Annotated in this window: 14 protein-coding genes and 1 tRNA gene; 9 read left to right on the top strand and 6 right to left on the bottom strand. The window is 47.0% G+C overall.

Translation table 11 applies throughout. The features are described 5' to 3' along the window. The first annotated feature begins 7 nt into the window (after nt 1–7). A complete protein-coding gene (locus VM802_RS32515) occupies nt 8–79 on the top strand; it encodes a hypothetical protein (protein ID WP_524537097.1) in 72 nt (23 codons plus the stop codon). Nucleotides 80–141: 62 nt separating this feature from the next. Here the strand turns inward: VM802_RS32515 and VM802_RS19340 are convergent, their stop codons facing one another. Beyond that, the gene (locus VM802_RS19340) at nt 142–366 is read right to left on the bottom strand and encodes a hypothetical protein (RefSeq protein ID WP_325533567.1); all 225 of its coding nucleotides are present in this window, start codon (nt 364–366) and stop codon (nt 142–144) included. 380 nt (nt 367–746) lie between these two features. Between VM802_RS19340 and VM802_RS19335 the strand changes: the two genes are divergently transcribed. From VM802_RS19335 to VM802_RS19325, 3 genes are all read left to right on the top strand, one after another. Beyond that, on the top strand, nt 747–941 hold the full coding sequence (locus tag VM802_RS19335; protein ID WP_325533565.1) for a hypothetical protein: 195 nt from the start codon (nt 747–749) through the stop codon (nt 939–941). 486 nt (nt 942–1,427) lie between these two features. Next, nucleotides 1,428–2,648, top strand: coding sequence for a diaminopimelate decarboxylase (gene lysA, locus VM802_RS19330; RefSeq protein ID WP_325533563.1), 1,221 nt, complete (start codon nt 1,428–1,430; stop codon nt 2,646–2,648). 212 nt (nt 2,649–2,860) lie between these two features. Further along, nucleotides 2,861–5,188 (top strand): hypothetical protein, encoded by a 2,328-nt coding sequence (locus tag VM802_RS19325; RefSeq protein ID WP_325533561.1) that lies wholly within the window; start codon nt 2,861–2,863, stop codon nt 5,186–5,188. A 21-nt stretch (nt 5,189–5,209) separates the two neighbouring features. Here VM802_RS19325 and VM802_RS19320 read toward each other — a convergent pair whose 3' ends face one another. Then, on the bottom strand, nt 5,210–8,860 hold the full coding sequence (locus VM802_RS19320) for a BamA/TamA family outer membrane protein (RefSeq protein WP_325533559.1): 3,651 nt from the start codon (nt 8,858–8,860) through the stop codon (nt 5,210–5,212). Next, entirely contained in the window at nt 8,857–9,708 is an 852-nt protein-coding gene (locus VM802_RS19315; RefSeq protein WP_325533558.1) for a YjiK family protein, read from the bottom strand. Before VM802_RS19315 ends, VM802_RS19320 begins: the two co-directional genes overlap by 4 nt. A gap of 76 nt (nt 9,709–9,784) precedes the next feature. Here VM802_RS19315 and VM802_RS19310 point away from each other — a divergent pair, with 76 nt between their 5' ends. From VM802_RS19310 to VM802_RS19290, 5 genes are read left to right on the top strand one after another with little or no spacing between them, the layout of a single operon-like run. Beyond that, on the top strand, nt 9,785–11,020 hold the full coding sequence (locus tag VM802_RS19310; RefSeq protein ID WP_325533556.1) for a Pycsar system effector family protein: 1,236 nt from the start codon (nt 9,785–9,787) through the stop codon (nt 11,018–11,020). 6 nt (nt 11,021–11,026) lie between these two features. Continuing rightward, the gene (gene ppk1, locus VM802_RS19305) at nt 11,027–13,012 is read left to right on the top strand and encodes a polyphosphate kinase 1 (RefSeq protein WP_325533554.1); all 1,986 of its coding nucleotides are present in this window, start codon (nt 11,027–11,029) and stop codon (nt 13,010–13,012) included. A gap of 29 nt (nt 13,013–13,041) precedes the next feature. Next, nucleotides 13,042–13,545, top strand: a complete 504-nt coding sequence (locus tag VM802_RS19300) for a thioredoxin family protein (RefSeq protein ID WP_325533552.1) — start codon at nt 13,042–13,044, stop codon at nt 13,543–13,545. Between the two features lie 6 nt (nt 13,546–13,551). After that, on the top strand, nt 13,552–14,061 hold the full coding sequence (locus VM802_RS19295; RefSeq protein ID WP_325533550.1) for a DUF4442 domain-containing protein: 510 nt from the start codon (nt 13,552–13,554) through the stop codon (nt 14,059–14,061). 31 nt (nt 14,062–14,092) lie between these two features. Next, nucleotides 14,093–15,496: an MBL fold metallo-hydrolase RNA specificity domain-containing protein gene (locus VM802_RS19290; protein WP_325533549.1), complete on the top strand. Its 1,404-nt coding sequence runs from the start codon at nt 14,093–14,095 to the stop codon at nt 15,494–15,496. Between the two features lie 61 nt (nt 15,497–15,557). Here the strand turns inward: VM802_RS19290 and VM802_RS19285 are convergent, their stop codons facing one another. From VM802_RS19285 to VM802_RS19275, 3 genes are all read right to left on the bottom strand, one after another. Continuing rightward, nucleotides 15,558–18,761, bottom strand: a complete 3,204-nt coding sequence (locus tag VM802_RS19285; protein WP_325533547.1) for a ligand-binding sensor domain-containing protein — start codon at nt 18,759–18,761, stop codon at nt 15,558–15,560. Between the two features lie 156 nt (nt 18,762–18,917). Continuing rightward, nucleotides 18,918–18,989: transfer RNA gene (locus tag VM802_RS19280), tRNA-Glu, on the bottom strand. 90 nt (nt 18,990–19,079) lie between these two features. Then, nucleotides 19,080–19,757 carry a DUF1345 domain-containing protein gene (locus VM802_RS19275; protein ID WP_325533545.1) on the bottom strand — a complete coding sequence of 226 codons (678 nt, stop codon included), beginning with the start codon at nt 19,755–19,757 and terminating at the stop codon, nt 19,080–19,082. Nucleotides 19,758–19,812: the final 55 nt, after the last annotated feature.

Below are 19,812 nucleotides of genomic sequence, written 5' to 3'. Positions count from 1 at the left end.
GAGTAAAATCGGACGCCCCACCAAGAAAGACAGAAGGAATATTGATAATTTCCTGGGGGGAGATGAGGAAAGCGAGTAACAGTAAACAATATGGGGTAAACCTAAACTTATCTGAACACCTCTTCCACAAAGAGGTGTTTTTTATAACGCATCCTTCAGTCCCTGCTGTACTTCCCAGGCCAGGTCTCTTATTTTCTCCGCTTCTGCAATACTGATACCCCCAGGCTTCGAAGCATCCGCCCTCATTTTCTTGTAGAACGTGGTTTCGCTCCAGCCACATTCAATACATACATTTCTTTTGAACTTATTGGCACTCTTTGAAAAGCGGGTGAATAACTCGTAAAACTGGTTTGTCTTGCCGGCCACAGCCGGGTGTGCCAGCCAGTCATCAAGTCCACCTCTCCTTCGTCTTTCATTCGTCTCTCATAGGTATTAAAAGCGCACTTGCTGCAAGATCAAAACAACAGGATAACTTGTCGCTGAATTCCCCCAAAGGGTAGGTATTTCACATAAGAACAACAGACACGGAAAGTTTCTGTATGGCCATTAACTCCCCGTATATCCCGGAAGCCGTTATCAATCAATGGCATAAAAAGTGAAAATTTTCCTTTTATCCCGCCATTTTACGAATAACTGCCAGCTAACGGCAACAGATATATTATTATCAAGCCAATATTATTCAGGTAACGACTACCATTATTGGTTATATTAGGATAGACCCGGTTTTCACTTAAATTCCACATATTATGAAAAAACTATCTTCAACGAAAGAGCTCTGCTCGCTTCCCGCGCTTACCAGAAAACAGCTGAAAGAAATACAGGGAGGAAACGCCAAAGACACCGATTGCCGTATTGTCGGAGAACCCTGTATGCATGACTATGACTGTTGTTCTATGAATTGTGAATTCCCGGCGTTCAGATGCGGATACCCCCGCCAGTAACAGAAAACAAAATAAGATCCTCGTTAACTCACGCGAATCCCACGCACGTAGGGGAATTATTGTATAACATTTAAACCACTAAAGATGAAAACACTCAAATTAAAAGCTGTAAAGCTGAATGCTGTTGGCGCATTAACCCGGACTCAACAAAAAGACATTTTAGGAGGTAATTCCCAGGCGATTCTTAGTTGCCTCCCACTCCGCGCAGCATGTAATGATAATGTACAATGCTGTAGCAACTACTGTGAAATAGGTGATTCTTCAACCGGTTATACCTGCCAAAGAGAACTATAAGAACAGGCAAGTACTGTGATTTTATTGAGTTAATGCAGGCTTGAGTCAATAGCCTGCATTAACCTTCTAGGCTACCCCAAATCAATCCTGTCACATTTCCCCCCCTCCCTCTCCTTATTTTGCACTTTTCTATACTTTTTCACTTTTGCGTAGTAATTTTGCCAACTCATTCTTAAATCAAGGAGTAAATCAATGCCTAAACAAAGCGACGTACTTGCTGCCGATTTCCTTGTGAAAGTCGCAGAAGAATTTGGCACACCGGTATATATCTACCATGCCGAAAAGATCAAAACTCAATATGAAAAGCTCCAGAAGGCGTTTCAGAAGGCTAACACCCGCTTCTTCTACGCCTGTAAGGCATTGACCAACATCAACATCCTGAAGTACATCAACTCTCTTGGCTGTGGCCTGGACACCGTGTCCATTCAGGAAGTACAGCTGGGCCTCAAAGCCGGCTTTGAACCTAAGAATATCATCTTTACGCCCAATTGCGTGGATCTGCAGGAAATCATTGCAGCCAAAGACCTGGGCGTGATCATCAATATTGACAACCTCTCCATCCTGGAGCAGTTTGGCAACAAGTTCGGCGACAGCTACCCGATCTCCATCCGTCTCAACCCGCACATCATGGCAGGGGGTAACTTCAAGATCTCTACCGGCCATATCGACAGCAAATTCGGTATATCCATCCACCAGATGCGTCATATCGAAAGGATTGTGAAATCTACCAAACTGAAGGTAACCGGCCTGCACATGCACACGGGTTCCGAGATCAAGGATGTAGATGTGTTCCTGCGCGGCGTTGAAATCATGTTTGAAATGACGGAGCACTTCCCGGACCTGGAATCCATCGACCTGGGCAGCGGCTTCAAAGTGGCCTACCAGCAAGGCGATCCGGAGACTGACATCGAGCTGCTGGGTAAAAAACTGAGCGACGCTTTCAACAGGTTCTCCCAGACCTACTCCCGTCCGCTTCAGCTCTGGTTTGAGCCAGGAAAATTCCTGGTAAGCCAGTGCGGTTACTTTGTTGTAAAAGCCAACGTGATCAAACAGACCACAGCCAATGTATTTGTAGGAGTGAACTCTGGCTTCAATCACCTGATCAGGCCTATGTTCTACGATGCATTCCACCTGATCCGCAACATCTCCAACCCTAAAGGTACCGAGCGCATTTATACCGTGGTAGGTAACATCTGCGAAACTGATACCTTCGGCTGGGACAGGAAGATCAACGAGGTACGCGAAGGCGATTTCCTGGTGTTCTATAACGCTGGCGCCTACGGCTTTGAAATGTCATCCAATTTTAATTCCCGCCTGAAACCGGCGGAGGTACTTGTAAAAGACGGTAAAACGCAGCTGATCCGCAAAAGGGATACGCTCGAAGATTTATTGAAAAACCAGATAGAACTGTAAGTCAACCACTTCAGAAAAAGAAACATAATTCTCCGGTTATTTGCCGTAATGCGCTGTAATGCAGCGGTAAATAACCGGAGAGCTTAACACCGAATCTAAAATATCCGTCTTACCTTTACGTCTCCAATAGTACCCCCTACCTGTTTCCTGCACTGATTTACTGTAATTGTGATATAAAGATTTTTTGCTGGCAACAAAAGGACAGCTTGAGTATGAAAGTATTAACTGCACACCACACCGTTCTTGACGATGAAAGGTTGATAGAATCAAATATATCATTTGTGCCCTTCCTTCGCTTTCTGAAGGAAAAAGCCGCGAATGACGATGATCCGCGTTCGACATTTTATAAGCTCGTTATAAGAAAATTTGAAAGCCACCAGGAAGCGCTGGAGCCTATTCCTTTTGATGCAGATCTCTCTGCATACAAGGAATACCTGGACCTCCTCATCGCCGCTATATTCCCTATTACCGCAGATCCTTCCAAGGACATCTACGGTATCGGGGTGCCTTTCAAATTCGCTATATTCTATTATTCGGATCTCTTCAAAAAACTGTTCGCAGACAACGGGCAGCAGCTCGCTGCCGTACCGCAAGGCGTTTCAGCGGCAAAGATCAAAAAGGATAAACTCGCCTGGCTCTACAAACTGATCCTGGACAGAGTGTATAATTATCCGATCAACTATCTGAATGATATTATTCATCCGATAGATACACCTGAAGGCACACGCCGCTATGTGAAAGTGAACATTGATCCCCGCTTCGTAGACGTAAAAGTAAAAGGCGAGCTCCCTGAGCTGGACTACAGCCAGTGCTGCGCCTATAAGCTTTCTCCGGAAGCGCTGCAGAAGATCATCCCACCTGATTTGTTCTCCCTGGAAGGCTTTGTGATCTGGACGGTGGAAGACGTTACGCAGTCTGAGATACTCAACAATATCAAAGCACTGGTCATGAACATGGGCGCCTCTAACGAGGCCGACAGCTACAGAGAGCTGGAGAAAATGATCCCAACCGTAATCGGAAAGAAAGACATTACCGCACATGTAGTGCCTTTCCCCAAAGTGAATGGCAAAAATGTACTGGAAGATCAGTTCACCAACGCCGATCCGATACTGGGAATAGGCAACCAGAAGCAATTGCAACACCTGTTCCAGCAAATGCTGGAATATATGGCCGATAACCCGTCGCCACTTATCCTGCCGGATGTCAATGAAACAACGGTAGCGCCTTATCCGTTCCTCAAATTCCTGCCCCTGAAGAATATCAGGAGCTTTGTGCTCTTTCCTATCATGCACAAAAAGGAAATACTGGGCGTCCTGGAACTGGCCTCATCTACCGTGAATGCATTATCGCCGGAGCCCCTGTGGAAGCTGGAAAGCACGTACCCCCTGGTGGTGCTGATGCTGAACAGAAGCATGGATATCCTGGAAAGCCGCCTGAATGAAGTGATCAAAGACCAGTTCACAGCGCTGCAAACTTCTGTTCAATGGAAGTTCAATGATGCCGCATGGCAATACTTACTAACGCCGGAGGAAGAACGAAAGGATATTGAAAATATCAGTTTCGAAGAGGTTTACCCGCTGTACGGCGCTGTTGATATACGCAACTCCTCAGTGCAACAGGGCAACGCTATCCGCGAAGACCTTCAGGAACAACTGGAACTGATCCGTGATACCATTGAGGCTATCCAGCAAGAGATTCACCTTCCGCTGCTGGAAGAACTGCAGTTTAAAACACAGGACTTCCTGCATAACCTCAGCGACAACCTTCAGGCTGGTGAAGACCTGAAGATAAATGAATTCATGGACCAGGAGATACAGCCTATACTGCAACACCTGTGTGAAGGCAGCGAATCGCTGAAACCTGTGCTGGAGAACTACGTCTCGAAGATCGACAAATCAGAGGGACATGTGTTCCATCACCGGAGAGAATATGAAGCCAGTCTGTCTACATTGAATACAGCCATCAGTCAATATCTGGAAAAGGAGAAAGTATATATACAACAATCTTTCCCCTGTTATTTTGAGAAATACCGTACCGACGGTATCGAGTATACGATTTACATAGGTCAGTCTATTTCCAACGAAAAGAAATTCGATCAGCTCTACCTCCGCAACCTGCGTTTGTGGCAGCTTTCATCAATGGCGCATATTGCAAAGCTCACACATAAACTGTCGCCGCAACTGAAAGTGCCACTGCAAACCACGCAGATGCTACTCATGCACAGCACACCTATCACCATCAGCTTCCGTAACGACGAACGCAGGTTTGATGTGGAAGGTGCTTACAACATCCGCTATGAGATCATTAAGAAACGTATTGATAAAGTGCACGTGAAAGATACCGGCGAAAGGCTTACCCAGCCTGGCACTATAGCAATGGTGTATTCGTATGCGCGTGAAATGGAAGAGTTCAGAAAATATATTTCCTTCCTGCAAAGCAAGAACGTACTTCTCCCCGAGGTAGAAATGCTTGACCTGGAAGAGTTACAGGGTGTGAGTGGTCTCAAGGCGCTCCGTGTAAAAGTAAACCTTGAAAACTAATCCCACCCCGGGGAGAAGCCATTAAAATTTAAAGCCCAACGTTACGTAGGGAATGGTTTCTTCCCGGGAATGGCCTACCACGGCGGTAATAATCAGCGCATTGACCGGCGCTACAAAAATACCTCCGCCATATCCATCGTGCCATACGCCTGAATCTTCATTATCTACCCACACGCGGCCCACATCATTGAAGGCCAGCAAGCCCACAGCCGCAGGCAGCACATACGTTTTCAGATCAAACAATTTTACGCGCACTTCAGTATTATTATACGCTCCTGCCGAACCGGCGAAGCGGAAATTACGGAACCCACGCAGATTCTGCGTGCCACCGATAGTCACCGCCTGGAAGTATTCATAATCACCCCATATCTTGCTGCCCCCGAAACGGCTTACAATGACAAAATTGGCCGGATCGCGGAAACTCAGGTACAGACTGAGATCTGACTGTAACTGCATATAGTTGCGGCTACCGCCACTCAGCCCTTTATTGCCTGTTAAAGTAGTAGCCCACAGGATACCTCGTGTAGGAATGATCTTATTATTACGTGTATCAATTGCTGCGGTAATTTTTGCGCCTGCATAGTATTTATTGGTGACGATACTGGCGGAATCCAGCTTATTCACCGGGAAATTGGTGATGAAACGATTGTCATTCTCATCTTTATTAAATGCGTAGTGATTGATAGTAGGTCCGTAGGCGACGTAGAAGTGATTACCGAAACTTGTTTTCAGCAAGGCTTCTGCGGTATAAAGGTTAAAGCGCGCACGATAGTAGGAAATAGTTTTTCCACCACTCTTATCAAACACCGTTTCATTACCCAGGCCAAAGAAGTTGATGGTGTTGTTAGGTGCTTTGGCTCTCGCCAGTAGTAACAGGTCTGATTTTCCAACTACATCAGTAAGTTCGCCTTCATAACGGAAGTTCCACGCCCTGGTAGCCAGTGCATGTGCAGCGGTAAATGTGTGTTTCGCAGAGAAAGGCTCACGGCGGAAAGCGTGCCTGGTGGCCGTTATGCCCAGCCCCAGTAAGAGGCCATCGTCGCGGTTGAAGGCAGCGGCGATCATAGGCATTGTTTTATTGTACTGAAAGGCGTTACGGTTATAACTGATGTTCTCCGGATTGTTGGATAAACGCAGCTGTTCATTGCGGCTCAGTGCAAAAGAGTCCTTTGTACTTTTCTGATCATAGATGCGTATCCGCTTGCCTGCTTTTACAGTGCTGCTGTCGATGTAAATGTCCTTATCCTTACCACCGATCAGACGGATGCGTATAGGTGTGCCATGATCTCCCTTTATTTCAAAACGGTCTTTACCCCCGAGTCCGTACACATTTATCTCCTTCGTCACTTTAGGATCAAATACACGGGAGTAAATGTTCTGTTCTATCTCTCCTTTCTTGCTGATCTTAAAAACATTGAGTTCAACAGCGCCACCAGACTGCTTTTCCACAGTAAACAGTTCATTCTTCTCTGTACCCGGAACGTCTACACCCTTTGCAAGGAAGCGGTAGTACTTCATGGCATTCACTTCCAGTACATTTCTGCGCACATCTAATCGATGACGCATCATCGGACCAACCATTGATTTTACCGTATCGGGGAAAGCATTCACAGCAGCATCTATCACGCTGTCGGTCATCTTTCTCAAAAACTTCTCCGTCTGCTTCTTCCAGTCTTTCTCATCCAGCTCATTCATAAATGAACGGTCGAAATAACGGGCGGCGAAATTGAAACCGGTAATATCAGGAATTTTGTCGCGGAAACCTTGAATACCCGGAAGTATCCAGTGGCGCGACATCATGCGCGGCAACACACCCTCATTCACAAAGAAAGCCTGATCGCGGTCGCGGGGAATCGGGTAGTAATACTCCTGTCCTTTATGTTTCTCTTTATACCAGCGCCATTGGTCATCATGACGATCGAAGTCCATGATGTACATATCCAATAATCGTGCGCGCAGCACAGATTTCTGGTCTACATGAATATCGTTGTCCCCCTGAATTTTGGCGAGTACTTTTTGTGTATTGTAGGTTTTGTCTTTATCGCCGGTTACCGGTTCACGCTCTTCAAACAGATACACATCATTGGCGTATGCGCTGGCAAAGGCTCCCAGCGCGGTATCCGCAGGAAGGTATACAAAAGTCGGATGCGTATGCGGCACTCCCTCAGCTTCAGCTAATACCTTCACAGCCAGCGGTGCATAAGGATTCGATGCAGAGATCTGGTCCTGTACCACATCGCGGGCAATGGTTTCACGCAGCTGCTCAGGAATGGCCGCCAGCGGAAACTTCTTCAGGGAACGCATGGTATACTCAGTGCCGGAGCTGTCTGCCAGACGCAGGGAATGCGTTTGCTTACCACCACCACGCTGCAGAACTTTCAGTCCGCCTTTTTCGGTAGTAAGATTCAGCACCGGGAAACGCAGCGGCGTAGCCCATACCTTACGGTAATTATCGCCAAGCAGGAAGCGGTGAACCCCGTTTGCTTTGTTGTATTGTGAATCAGCAGACATCGTTATATAAGGAGGTAACGATGCCGGTGTTGTATAAACAAGTCCGCCTTTTGCTACGTCCTGCATATGAAGCAGGGTATTGCTGTAAGCAGGTGTTGAAACATTATCTGCGAGAAAATATTGTGCACGCACCGTACCATCAGCCAATGTTTCTATTACGCTAAAACCATTGGCACTGGTGGCATACAGGGACTTCCGGCCTTTCTTCACACGATTATTCTTGGCGCCGCTGCCACTTACGAGGTAAGCATTCTGTTTGTCTTTGATCAGCTGTAAGGTATGATCATGGCCAGACACGAATACAATCGGGCCATGTGGTTCCATTGCTTTTTCCACACTTCTCACCATGTCCTGGTATTTAGGATTGGGCAGGTCTTCGGGAGTGCCAAACACGCCACGCGCGATAGGATAGATAGAACCGATCACCGGCAAAGGCACATACAGCCAGGGTCTCAGGTCAGTGAGCGGGAATATGTGTTGTTTGATTGTGTAATAACCGCCATGTATGCCGTAGCTGCGGAAAGGGTGGTGCGTAGCAAATATGATGAGTTTATTGCGGTTGAGGCCAATGATTTCGGAGAGCTTAGTCAGGATCTCGTCTTTGTCTTTGCAATCACAGGAAGATTCGAGTCCTGGTTTCTGATAGGGGAATACCCACCATTCGCTGTCCATGACTATCAATGTGATGCTGTCTGATAGCTTCACTTCCACAGGGCCGGGGCATCCGTCTTTGGGAAGGAAATCCACATTGTCCAGGTGTAGGGAATCAACATACCGTTGCTGGTTGCGGATTACCTCCCAGCCGTCTGGCTTACTCTTGTGCCAGTCGTGATTGCCGGGGATAATGAAGGCTTTGCTGTTGGTACCGCGTACGAGATTCACCTGATAATCGAGGATCTCTTTTGCGGTAGGATAGCTGGCTGCCGCTGAATCAGGTAACCCCACCGGGTATACGTTATCACCCAGGAATAGAACGGTGTTCCTGCTGTCCTGAAGGTCGTAGGCTTTGCGTACCGCATCTACAACGGGGTTGCGGCCGTTGCTGTGCAGTTCGCCGGCATCGCCGATGAGTATAATACGTTTTACAACAGCAGGCGTCTGCGCGGCAATGCTATACCCGCACAAGCATATGGCTAAAAATAAAAAGGCTCTCCTGATCATCTGGGTTTGTAGGTAAATTTAAGAATATTGGCTACGCCGTCGTAGCCGCCCTCATTGGAAATATACATATCGCCGTTGGGTGCAAAAGCCAGTCCTTCCGGTTGAAGAAATAATCGGTGTTTAAGATTGTATGCTTCCTGCACATGGCCGTTCAGATCGGCTATTACGAGCAGGCCGTTGACAGAAGCGACGATGTACAGCCTCTTTTCTATCGGGTGAATAGCAGCCGCAGAAGGTTTGAAAAAGCGCATATCAGAGCCGGCAAGGCGGGCTATTTCACGCGCATCGAAATGATAGGTGGCCGCAGAATCGAAGGTGCGGGTAGCCAGGCTAAAGCTATAGGCACTGGTTATTCCCAACTCTTTATCATCTGCACAATTCTTACAGATCATCACGATACTATTCCGCCCCTTGTCGTAATAGGTAGTCTCAAACTCGCGTTTGCCTTCCTTCGGCAACTTATAATGCGTACTGGAAATACTGTCTGTAAAAGGATAATGAATCTCATAGAGAGAACCGTTACTCTTCAGTACAAACCATCCACTGTCTGTCCGGCATACGTCTTCATAATCGCCGTCCTTGGCAAACTTCCGGGAAGGATAAGCGCTGGTGGTCGATACATCTATCTGAAATATCTTTCCTTCTTCGTCGTTAATAGCAATGATATTATGCTCATCAGGAAACAACTCAATGCCGGAAATCTCCTGCATCGACTCCCGGACGCGATAACGCACAGGTTCTTTCAGATCATAGCCTGCCGGTGAAGAATAGACTTTTTGTTCCCTGTCGCTATAATAATTACATGACAGGCAGCATAAAATTGGAATCAAGAGGGGGAGAAGCTTCATACAGCGACTTTATGGCATAAATTTAACTTAAAAATGCAGTAACTTTCAACAAGGAAATACGAATAACAGTATCATTATGCAAAACAGCACTATAATTGATGCCGCACGTGACTATGTGATAAACGAATATCAGCAGCATCCACACCCTAACCTGGTGTATCATAATGTTGAACATACAGAGCAGGTAGTGCAGGCTGCTGCGCAGATTGCAGCACATTACCGGCTCGAAGACGACGAATTGCTAGCTGTATATGTTGCAGCCTGGTTCCATGATATGGGTTACTTGCTGGGCGATGGCAAAATGCATGAAGAAAATGGCGCAGCAGCTGCGGTGGGCTTCTTACAACAACAACAGGTATCTGAAAAAGTGCAGGAGATGGTGAAAGGCGCTATCCTCGCCACCAAGATGCCCCAGACGCCGAAAACACTCGTTGAACAAATTGTTTGTGATGCAGATCTGTTCCACCTGGGCAGTAAATCATACACAGATCGCTCCAAGCTGTTACAACAGGAAATGGAACTGACCTATCATAAAGAGATCACCAGCACAGACAGGCTCGCATCTGACATAAGATTCCTGACCTCACATCATTACTGGACAGACTACGCCCAAACCTCACAGAAACAACAGAAGGAAGAAAATCTGGAGAAACTGAAAAAGAAACTGGAGAAGAAGTCGGAAAAAGAAAATACAGACATCACCGTTAGTGAAGGTCCGGTAGCCATGCCTACAGCCGTGGAGAAGATTAAAAAAGATAAGGAAAAGAAATTGAAGAAGCCGGATCGTGGCGTGGAAACTATGTTCCGGATTACGTCTACCAACCATATCAGGCTTAGTTCTATGGCCGACAGCAAAGCACATATCATGATCTCAGTGAACTCTATCATCATCTCAGTTATACTAAGTGTGTTGATACGCCGGCTGGAAGACTATCCCAATATGATCATTCCATCTGTGCTGTTCCTGACTACATCCGTATGTACAGTTATTTTCTCGGTGCTGGCCACCCGGCCCAATGTAACCAGCGGTAAGTTCACCCGCGAAGATATTGCCCGCAAAGACGCGAACCTGCTGTTTTTCGGCAACTTCCACAAAATGAAACTGGACGAATATGAATGGGGAATGAGGCAGATGATGGATGATGCAGACTTCCTCTATGGCAGTATGACCAAAGACGTTTATCACCTGGGTGTAGTACTTGGCCAGAAGTATAAACTGCTGCGCATATCCTATAACATCTTTATGTTTGGCCTGACAGCCTCTGTGCTGGCATTTCTTATAGCTGCCATTTTCTTCCCGGTAAAAGTTTAACAGTTCATGAATGTTCCTTTATATAACCGCGATCTCAGCTGGTTGTCATTTAACTACAGGGTGCTCCTGATGGCCGCAGACCAACAGGTACCCCTATACGAAAGAATCAAGTTTCTGTCTATATTCTCTTCCAATCTCGATGAATTCTTCAAGGTGCGCATGCCCGCCATACTGGCTATCAACCGCGTGCTGGAGAAAGATCCCGGTGCCGGCAATGATGAAGCACTTACCAGCGACACCCTTCGCCTGGTACAGCAGGAAATTAACCGGCAACAGGAAGAATACGGAAAGATAGTTACCGGCAGCATCATACCCGATCTTCAAAAAAACAATATACAACTCATCTATAACCAGGAACCCGGTCAGCAACTGAAAGATGCTACCAGGGAGTATTTCCTGACCACCATCCTGGCTTACCTCCAACCTGTATGGCTGGGACGACAACCTTTCTTCCCGGAAAACAATGCCCTCTATCTTGCTGTGGCACTGGCGCCAGAGTCTGACAACGGGAAACGGGATTATGTGATCATCAATATCCCGGCTACACTGAAACGCTTTATCAGACTTCCTTCAGATGATAATACGTTTACCATAGCATTTCTCGATGATGCCATCCGCGCACACCTGGATTATCTGTTCCCAGGTTATACCATCCTTGGCAGCTACAGTGTAAAACTCACACGTAATGCCGAAATGGACATGGATGAAATCAAAGGCGACGTGCTGGAAGAGGTAGAGACGTTGATCCGTAAGCGTGAGCTCGGCGTGCCTACCAGGTTTTTGTACGACGCCCGCATTCCCCTGCCATTACTACACTTCCTGGCAAAGCAGTTTGATGTAACAAACGATGAGCTGGTACCAGGAGGACGTTACCACAACCTGAAAGATCTGGCTGACCTGCCAATGCCTGCAGAACTGCCGGGCGCCGTATATCCGAAAGCATTACCTGTACAAAATGTACTGGCCGGCAAAACTGATAAATTGCTGGACCTTATCCAGCAAAGGGATCTGCTGCTGCACCTCCCCTATCACAAATATGATCCTGTGCTGCGCTTCTTCAACGAAGCCGCTACTGACACGGCCGTACAGGAAATATATGTAACGTTATACCGCATCGCCTCCGGTTCACAGATAGCACAGGCATTGATCAGCGCTGCCCGTAACGGCAAGCAGGTAACTGTTTTCGTGGAACTGAAAGCCCGCTTCGACGAAGCCAATAACATCCGCTGGTCCAAGCGGATGAAAGAAGCCGGTGTAAAGATCATCTACAGCATTCCCGGCATGAAAGTGCACGCTAAAACGGCGCTGGTAAAGAGAAAGTATGGCTACCATTGGGATTATTCCGGTCTTGTGGCCACCGGTAATTTCAATGAAAGCACTGCAAGATTCTATACCGACCACGTGCTGTTCACCTCCCATATAGGCATCACCCGCGAGATGGAACTGTTGTTCCTCTACCTGCAAAGCCGCGAACAACCCATCGGGTACAGGTTCCTGCAGTTTGAGCACCTGCTGGTGGCGCAGTTTAATATGATCACCCGCTTCTCTGCATTGATAGATCGCGAGATTGCGAACGTCCGGGCCGGATTACCGGCCCGGATCACCATCAAGCTGAATAACCTGCAGGAGAAAAGCATGATCGCCAAACTATATGAAGCCAGCGAGGCTGGCGTAGAAGTCAGAATGATAGTAAGAAGTATTTCCTGCCTCGTACCAGACGCACCGGAAGCCCGCAACATACAAGTAATAAGGATTGTAGACCGCTACCTGGAACACCCCCGGGTGTTCATTTTCCATAACAATGGCGAAGAAGAGGTATATATGGGCTCCGCAGATTGGATGAACCGAAACCTGCACCGGCGTATAGAGGTATGTACCAAAGTATATGACCCGTCGCTACAACAGGAGCTGAAAGATATTATAGCCCTGCAATGGGAAGACAGCAAAAATGCACAAGCGGCTATCATGTCCTATGTGCAAAATATAGCGTAAATTAGAAACAGTGAATTAAAAGACTCTTTATGAAGAAGTATGTATGGATGTTATTGTTGAGTATTGGGTTTGTTATCCCGTCTGCATGTGCGCAGACGCATGACCTGGAACACATTTATTCGCCCACTGCCAACGCAAAAGCAGATCTGGCTGCTGCCCGGCAGAAAGCCGCCGCCGAGAAAAAGCATGTGTTGCTGCAAATAGGCGGCAACTGGTGTATATGGTGTAAACGCTTTTATAAATTCGTGGAAGATGATCCCGCACTGAAAGAAGCGGTGAACAAGAACTATGTGGTGTATCATCTCAACTACAGTAAAGAGAATAAAAATCTTCCCATTCTGAAAGAGCTGGGATACCCACAGCGCTTCGGCTTCCCCGTGCTGGTGGTACTGGATGCAAAAGGCAACCGCTTGCACACACAGAACACCGGTCTGCTGGAATCAGCTGATTCCTACGATCAGAAAAAGGTAGCGGAGTTCCTGAAACAATGGTCTCCCACTGCATTGTTACCCTCCCATTATGTTAACGAATAAATTGTCATGAATAACGGGATAACCACTATTAATATGGATACGGTGAAATCTTTTATGAAGTTTGCGCGGCAACCGTTTAAGTTTGGGGCCTTCATGGTCTGGAAATTACCGGCAGCGTGGCTTGCAGGAGTAAGACTGCGATCACTCGATGATGAAAGTTGCGTAACATCGGTACCCTACAAGTGGCTATCCCAGAATCCTTTCCGTTCTACCTATTTCGCCTGTCTGTCCATGGCGGCCGAGTTAAGTACCGGCCTGCCATCCATGATGTACTTACGCAGCGCATCAAAGCGTGTATCCATGCTCGTTACTAACATGGAAGGCACCTTTGTGAAAAAGGCCACTGGCCGTACCTTCTTCACCTGCTCAGACCTTCCGGCGCTCAAATCCGCCATAGAAAAGGCCGTGAACCAGGAGGAGCCGGTAACGATAGTGGTCCGCAGCGAAGGCCGTGATAAAGAAGGCACATTAATTGCCTCTTTCGCCTTCACCTGGTCATTTAAAGGCAAATCGTAAAAATGGTGATCATTCACCCAAAAACAGACATATGAAAATAGCATTTCACGGCGCTGCCCGTACTGTTACGGGTTCCAAGCACCTCATTACATTAAAAAACGGGAAAAAGGTATTATTGGACTGCGGAATGTTCCAGGGTATGGGCCCCGAAACAGATGAGATGAACCGTGATTTCGGATTCGATCCACAGGAGATCACTTACATGGTGCTGTCGCACGCACACATCGATCACTCCGGACTGATACCCCGCCTGATTAAAATGGGCTATGGCGGCGACATCTTCTGTACCCCCGCCACACGCGATATGACAGAGATACTGCTGCTCGACTCTGCCGAAATACAGGAAGATGATGTGAAGTTCTCCAACAAAAAAAGAGCACAGGAAGGAAAGCCTTACATCCAGCCACTGTATACCATCGATGATGCCAAAAAAGCTATCCGCTTCCTGAAACCCATGAATTATAATACCTGGAATAATATTGATCCGGATATCCAGTTGATGTTCACCGACGCAGGACATATTGTAGGCGCGGCGTCTGTACACCTGCGCATCACCGAGAACGGAAAAACAGAACAGATCTCCTTCAGCGGCGACATAGGACGGTATAATGATGCCATCCTCAAATCACCTGCTACTTTCTCCCAGGCAGATTATGTGCTGATAGAATCCACCTACGGCAGCACACTGCATGCCGACGCTGCTCCCGCCGATGATGAGCTGCTACGCTACATCCGGGAAACATGTGTGGAGAAAAGAGGAAAACTCATTATTCCTGCTTTCAGCGTAGGCCGCACACAAGAACTGCTCTATGCACTCAATAAAGCACAACTGAACGGCACACTTCCCAAAGTGGACATCTTTGTAGACAGCCCGCTCTCCACCGAAGCCACCGCCGTTACCAAAGCCCATCCGGAAGTGTTCAACAAAGAAGTTTCCGATCTGCTGAAAAGAGACGACGACCCATTTGATTTCCCCGGACTCCGCTACGTAAAATCAGTGGATGAATCTAAAGGACTGAACTACCGCAAAGAACCTTGTGTAATTATATCCGCATCAGGCATGGCGGAAGCCGGCCGTGTAAAACACCACATCGCCAATAATATCGACGAACCGCAGAATACCATCCTGATAGTAGGCTATTGCGAGCCCCAATCTCTCGGCGGACGCCTCATGCGCGGCGCCAAAGAAGTATCTATCTATGGTACCCGCTTCGAAGTGAAAGCCGAAGTAGGCGTTATCCGCTCTATGAGTGCACATGGCGATTACGAAGATCTCAGCCAGTGGCTTGCCTGCCAGGAGCCGAAAGAAATCAAGAAATTATTCCTGGTACACGGTGAATACGAAGTACAGACCATCTTCAAAAACTGGCTGCTTAAGAAAGGATTTCTGGATATTGAAATCCCGGAAAGACATTATGAAATAGGTTTGAAATAACACTTAGCGCTTAGCTTTTAGCCGTTAGCTTCTAACGGCTAAAAGTTAAACCCCGACGTCTTTACTCCTCCACCAACGGAAACCAGAGATTAATCCTCGTTCCTACCGGTTCTCCCACCTCGTTGATCAAATCTTCAATATTAAATCCCGCATCTACTTTATACCTGTTATTATACAGCTGTAACCTGTCGCGTGTAATCTGTAGCCCTTTGGAATCATATTCCGGCCGGTTGGCATTTTTCAGTGCAAGAGAATACTCGCGGCCCATGCCATTATCTTCAATAGTACATAATACACGGTCATTCTCCTTTCGGAAAGAAATGATCAGGCGCCCTTTTGTTTTGAGGTGCAGCAATCCATGCCAGATGGCATTCTCAATGAACGGTTGCATGATCATGGTGGGTATTTCCACCAGGTCAGCATCCAGCTCAGGATCAATATGGATAAAGTATTCAAACTGATCTGTAAAGCGCAGTTTTTCCAGCTCCATATAATTGGTGAGCATATTTACTTCCTTGGAGATGGGGATGTGATTGAGCTGGGAATTGTCCAGTACATTACGTATCAACCTGGCGAAACGGCTCAGATAAGACAAGGCCTGCTCTGTTTCGCTTTTCATCATGAATGTCTGGATGGAATTGAGCGCATTGAAAATGAAATGCGGGTTCATCTGTGCACGCAGTGCCTTCATTTCCAGCTGCGCCATCTGCTGTTGTATAGCCGCGCGTTTCTTCGCTTCTCTTTTTACACCTGCTATGCGCAGTTTGATATATAGGTATACAAATGCTGCAACAATCAGCAGCACTAGTATTTTGAACCAGGGCGTCTGCCAGAATGCAGGCCTGATAAAGATCCGTAACGAACTGATATGTTCAGAGAATGTACCGGCTGCATTCACCGCTCTCACCCGGAAGGTATACAGTCCTGGTTCCAGACCTGTGTATTTAGCCACCAGTATATTATCCGCGCTTACCCAGTTTTCATCCACGCCGCTTAGCTGATAGTAGTACCGGAGTTTTTGCTGATGATACTGCAGGCTTCTGAATTCAATACTGATAAAGTTCTGGCGGTAGGTCAGCTCAACCGGACTGTTATTGCGCAATGCATCGCCAATGAGGATAGTGCTGTCCATCGCCTTCATGCTCACGATGGTAACATCCGGTGGAGGCGGCGCTACCCGCAGACTTGAAGGATCAAAGGTTACAAAGTAATCGGAGCCGCCTACCAACATTCTGCCATCTTTTAACTGCACAATGCGGCGACGCACCTTCCTGTTGTTATTGATAATATCATCCCCCTCGATAAAAGTCTCTAATGTTTCTCCCGGCAAAGAAAGCCGGTAAAACCCTGTCTGTGAAGTGAACCATACCTTACCGGTTTTATCCTTCCGAATATGCAGCACCCATTCGTCAAACAACTGATTATTGACCATCAAAGGACGATACGTACGGCTTCCGGTATTGAACATCCACAATCCGTGTTCAGTACCAGCCAGCAGCAGGCTGTCACTGTATTGCAGCAGAGTGGTTACATTGACATAATTGTGTACACCCCATTTTAAAGTATGGATGGATGCTATCTTACTGGTTTTTACATTGAAGCTGATAAGCCCTGCACTGGCGGTTGCCAGCCACAGCAGCGAATCATTTTCCGGCACTACCTGCATCACTGATACGGGACGTTTTACAGAATCCAGCAGTTGACTATAGTAAGTGATAGAATCATTCTTCGGATTCCAACGCGCCAGTCCTCTTTTGTATAGCCCTATCCATACGGTAGTATCATGCTGGGGAAGTACGTGTAATAGTGTTTGCTGATAGAAGAAAGGCGATGAAAGATGTTTGATAAATTTTCCGGTAGATGGATTGAGCAATGATAAATATCCGTTTTCCTGACCAACCAGAATCGTTCCGTCTCTAAGCTCCGCGAAACTCCATACCAGTCCCCGCTCTTCAGGGATGCCGGTTATAGTATTGCCGGGAGTGTGCACATAGTTATGATACAGTTCCAGCTTCGGGGACAAACGGCTGAAGCCTTTGCCCCAGTATCCCACATATACGTCGCCGTTAGCTGCCTGGAAGATGCCTGTCACTTCACCGTCCGGTAACCGCTGCGGGGTACCCGGGAAATCGGCTCTGCGATCCAGTAGCTGAAAATTCCTGCTATGAAGGCTGAGGATATTCACACCACGGTCTGTGCCTATCCAGAGATGGCCTTCGCGGTCGCTGAGAAAGCAGTTGGCCTCATAGTCGTAGTGAAAACCACGTACATCTACATTATCACCGGTAATATTAATATCAAAGCTATGCAGGCTGTCGTTGAACCGGAAAACCCCACCCTTCTCAGTGGCTACCCATAAATTTTTGTCGTGATCGGCTATCACATCAAAGACGGCGTCCCATTCTTCGTTATGTATTTTCCCTTGCCGCGCCTGCATCGCAGTGAAATGATACACCTCAGGAGCCGTGCGTTTGCGCGGGTCGTAGCAATACAGTTTCCCTTCACGTCCTGCCAGCCATATACGGTGCTGCGGATCAGTATAGATCCTTTTAAAGCTGTTATCGATATCAAAAACAGGCAGCTGTTGTGGATTATATTTGGGCGTATATAATTCCCTGCGGGAACTGTCGAGGATGTAAAGATGCGCTGCGCCACTTATCCAGAGTGAGCCCTCTTCATCTTCCATGATAGCGTCTTTCATCTGGATACGATCCGTTTCCGGTATAATATCCGCGCGCTTGAAGGTGGAGTCTTTTTCATCATAGTACATCAGGCCACTACGTGTAGTAGCCCAGATAACACCTTTATGATCTTCGATGATGTTGCTGCACTGTACCCCGTCAGCGAGGTAGCGGTTCCTGTCCGTTTTCAGACTACGGAGGCGCGAGGTAACGGGATCGTATACACGAATATTTTCCGGGGAGCCCATCCAGATACGTCCACGCTTGTCTTCACACAGGCAGATGTTGTCGTAATAGATAGAGCCTGGCACACGTTCGAAGCTGGCAACGGTAATGAAGTTAGTACCATCGTACCGCTGAAGGGCCGTGCTGGCGATCCAGATAAAACCGTGGCGATCCTGCATAATAGCAGATACGTGATTGCTGGCCAGACCGTTGCTAATATCCAGGTGCCGGAAGTTCAGAGAAACGTTGCCCTGTTGCTGCGCTGTGGTGGTAATACACAGCAATACACAAAGAAGGCAGGCGATATACCTGGCTACACCTCCCATTGCGCTATTTGCCCTGACATATTTTTGGGTCATTGCGGTCTATAAATTCCGATACTGGATAAAAATACTAAATCTGCCTTAGTGCTGCTAATATATGTGGATAATCGGTACCTGCCTGTAACAGCATTGTGAGGGATATCAAAAATAAAAAAGCCCATGAATATTCATGAGCTTTTTTGTTTCTTCTTGTACCACGTACGGGAATCGAACCCGTGATTCCTCCGTGAAAGGGAGGCGTCTTAACCCCTTGACCAACGCGGCATTTTCGATTGGGATTGCAAAGATAACAAAATGATTTACATCACAAAATTTTTTCAGAAAGTATTTAAAAAAATATTTAACCTGAAAACTTTATTTCCTCAACGACGCTATCAGATTAATAGTTAACGCCACTACAAAGGTGTTGAGTACGAACGATATCAGCCCATGAACAAGGGCGGTACGCCGGATCAGGCGCGAATCAATCTGCACATCAGACACCTGAAAGGTCATCCCTATCACAAATGAAAAATAAGCGAAATCCAGGTAATCCGGCCACTTTTCCTTCGGGAATTCCAGCCCGGCAGCATGACGGGTGTTGTCTATTTTATCATCATCATAATACAGGTTGGCGTAGTGAAAGCAGAAAGTGGTATGCACCATCGCCCAGGATAACAATATGCCCGCAATAGCTACCGTCAGATACATGTTGGTGATACGCTCATTAGATAACAACAATTGCAACACCATCACCAGGCTGACAAAAGACGATAATAAAACAATAGCTGATACATAAATCCTGCTACCATCATCTATTCTCGCCCATTCCCTGATCTCTGTCACGGTCCGTTTAAAAAACACCATCCATCCCGTAACAATATAGGAAAGGGCAAATACATCCCATAGCAACATATAGTATACCAGCAGACTGAAAGTAACACCGGAGGCCAGCAAACAAAGGAATACGGCCAAAGTAAGCCCCAGGCTCACCAGCACGCGCTGCAAAGGATGAAGATGAAGAATAATGCCGACGGCCTTTTTATGTTTCATTGTATACACGAAAACTGCTGATACTAAAAGTAAGGATTTCCCCCTACAAAACAGG

The sequence above is a fragment of the Chitinophaga sp. genome, from assembly GCF_035538455.1.
Taxonomy (GTDB): domain Bacteria; phylum Bacteroidota; class Bacteroidia; order Chitinophagales; family Chitinophagaceae; genus Chitinophaga.
This window is presented reverse-complemented; position numbering and strand designations above follow the sequence as displayed.

Excerpts from the sequence above, each read along its gene's own strand:
- VM802_RS19285 (WP_325533547.1), bottom strand. The coding sequence starts at position 18,761 with ATGACCCAAAAATATGTCAGGGCAAATAGCGCAATGGGAGGTGTAGCC.
- VM802_RS19290 (WP_325533549.1), top strand. The coding sequence starts at position 14,093 with ATGAAAATAGCATTTCACGGCGCTGCCCGTACTGTTACGGGTTCCAAG.
- VM802_RS19325 (WP_325533561.1), top strand. The coding sequence starts at position 2,861 with ATGAAAGTATTAACTGCACACCACACCGTTCTTGACGATGAAAGGTTG.
- VM802_RS19320 (WP_325533559.1), bottom strand. The coding sequence starts at position 8,860 with ATGATCAGGAGAGCCTTTTTATTTTTAGCCATATGCTTGTGCGGGTAT.
- VM802_RS19300 (WP_325533552.1), top strand. The coding sequence starts at position 13,042 with ATGAAGAAGTATGTATGGATGTTATTGTTGAGTATTGGGTTTGTTATC.
- VM802_RS19295 (WP_325533550.1), top strand. The coding sequence starts at position 13,552 with ATGAATAACGGGATAACCACTATTAATATGGATACGGTGAAATCTTTT.
- VM802_RS19310 (WP_325533556.1), top strand. The coding sequence starts at position 9,785 with ATGCAAAACAGCACTATAATTGATGCCGCACGTGACTATGTGATAAAC.
- ppk1 (WP_325533554.1), top strand. The coding sequence starts at position 11,027 with ATGAATGTTCCTTTATATAACCGCGATCTCAGCTGGTTGTCATTTAAC.
- VM802_RS19335 (WP_325533565.1), top strand. The coding sequence starts at position 747 with ATGAAAAAACTATCTTCAACGAAAGAGCTCTGCTCGCTTCCCGCGCTT.
- VM802_RS19275 (WP_325533545.1), bottom strand. The coding sequence starts at position 19,757 with ATGAAACATAAAAAGGCCGTCGGCATTATTCTTCATCTTCATCCTTTG.
- lysA (WP_325533563.1), top strand. The coding sequence starts at position 1,428 with ATGCCTAAACAAAGCGACGTACTTGCTGCCGATTTCCTTGTGAAAGTC.
- VM802_RS19315 (WP_325533558.1), bottom strand. The coding sequence starts at position 9,708 with ATGAAGCTTCTCCCCCTCTTGATTCCAATTTTATGCTGCCTGTCATGT.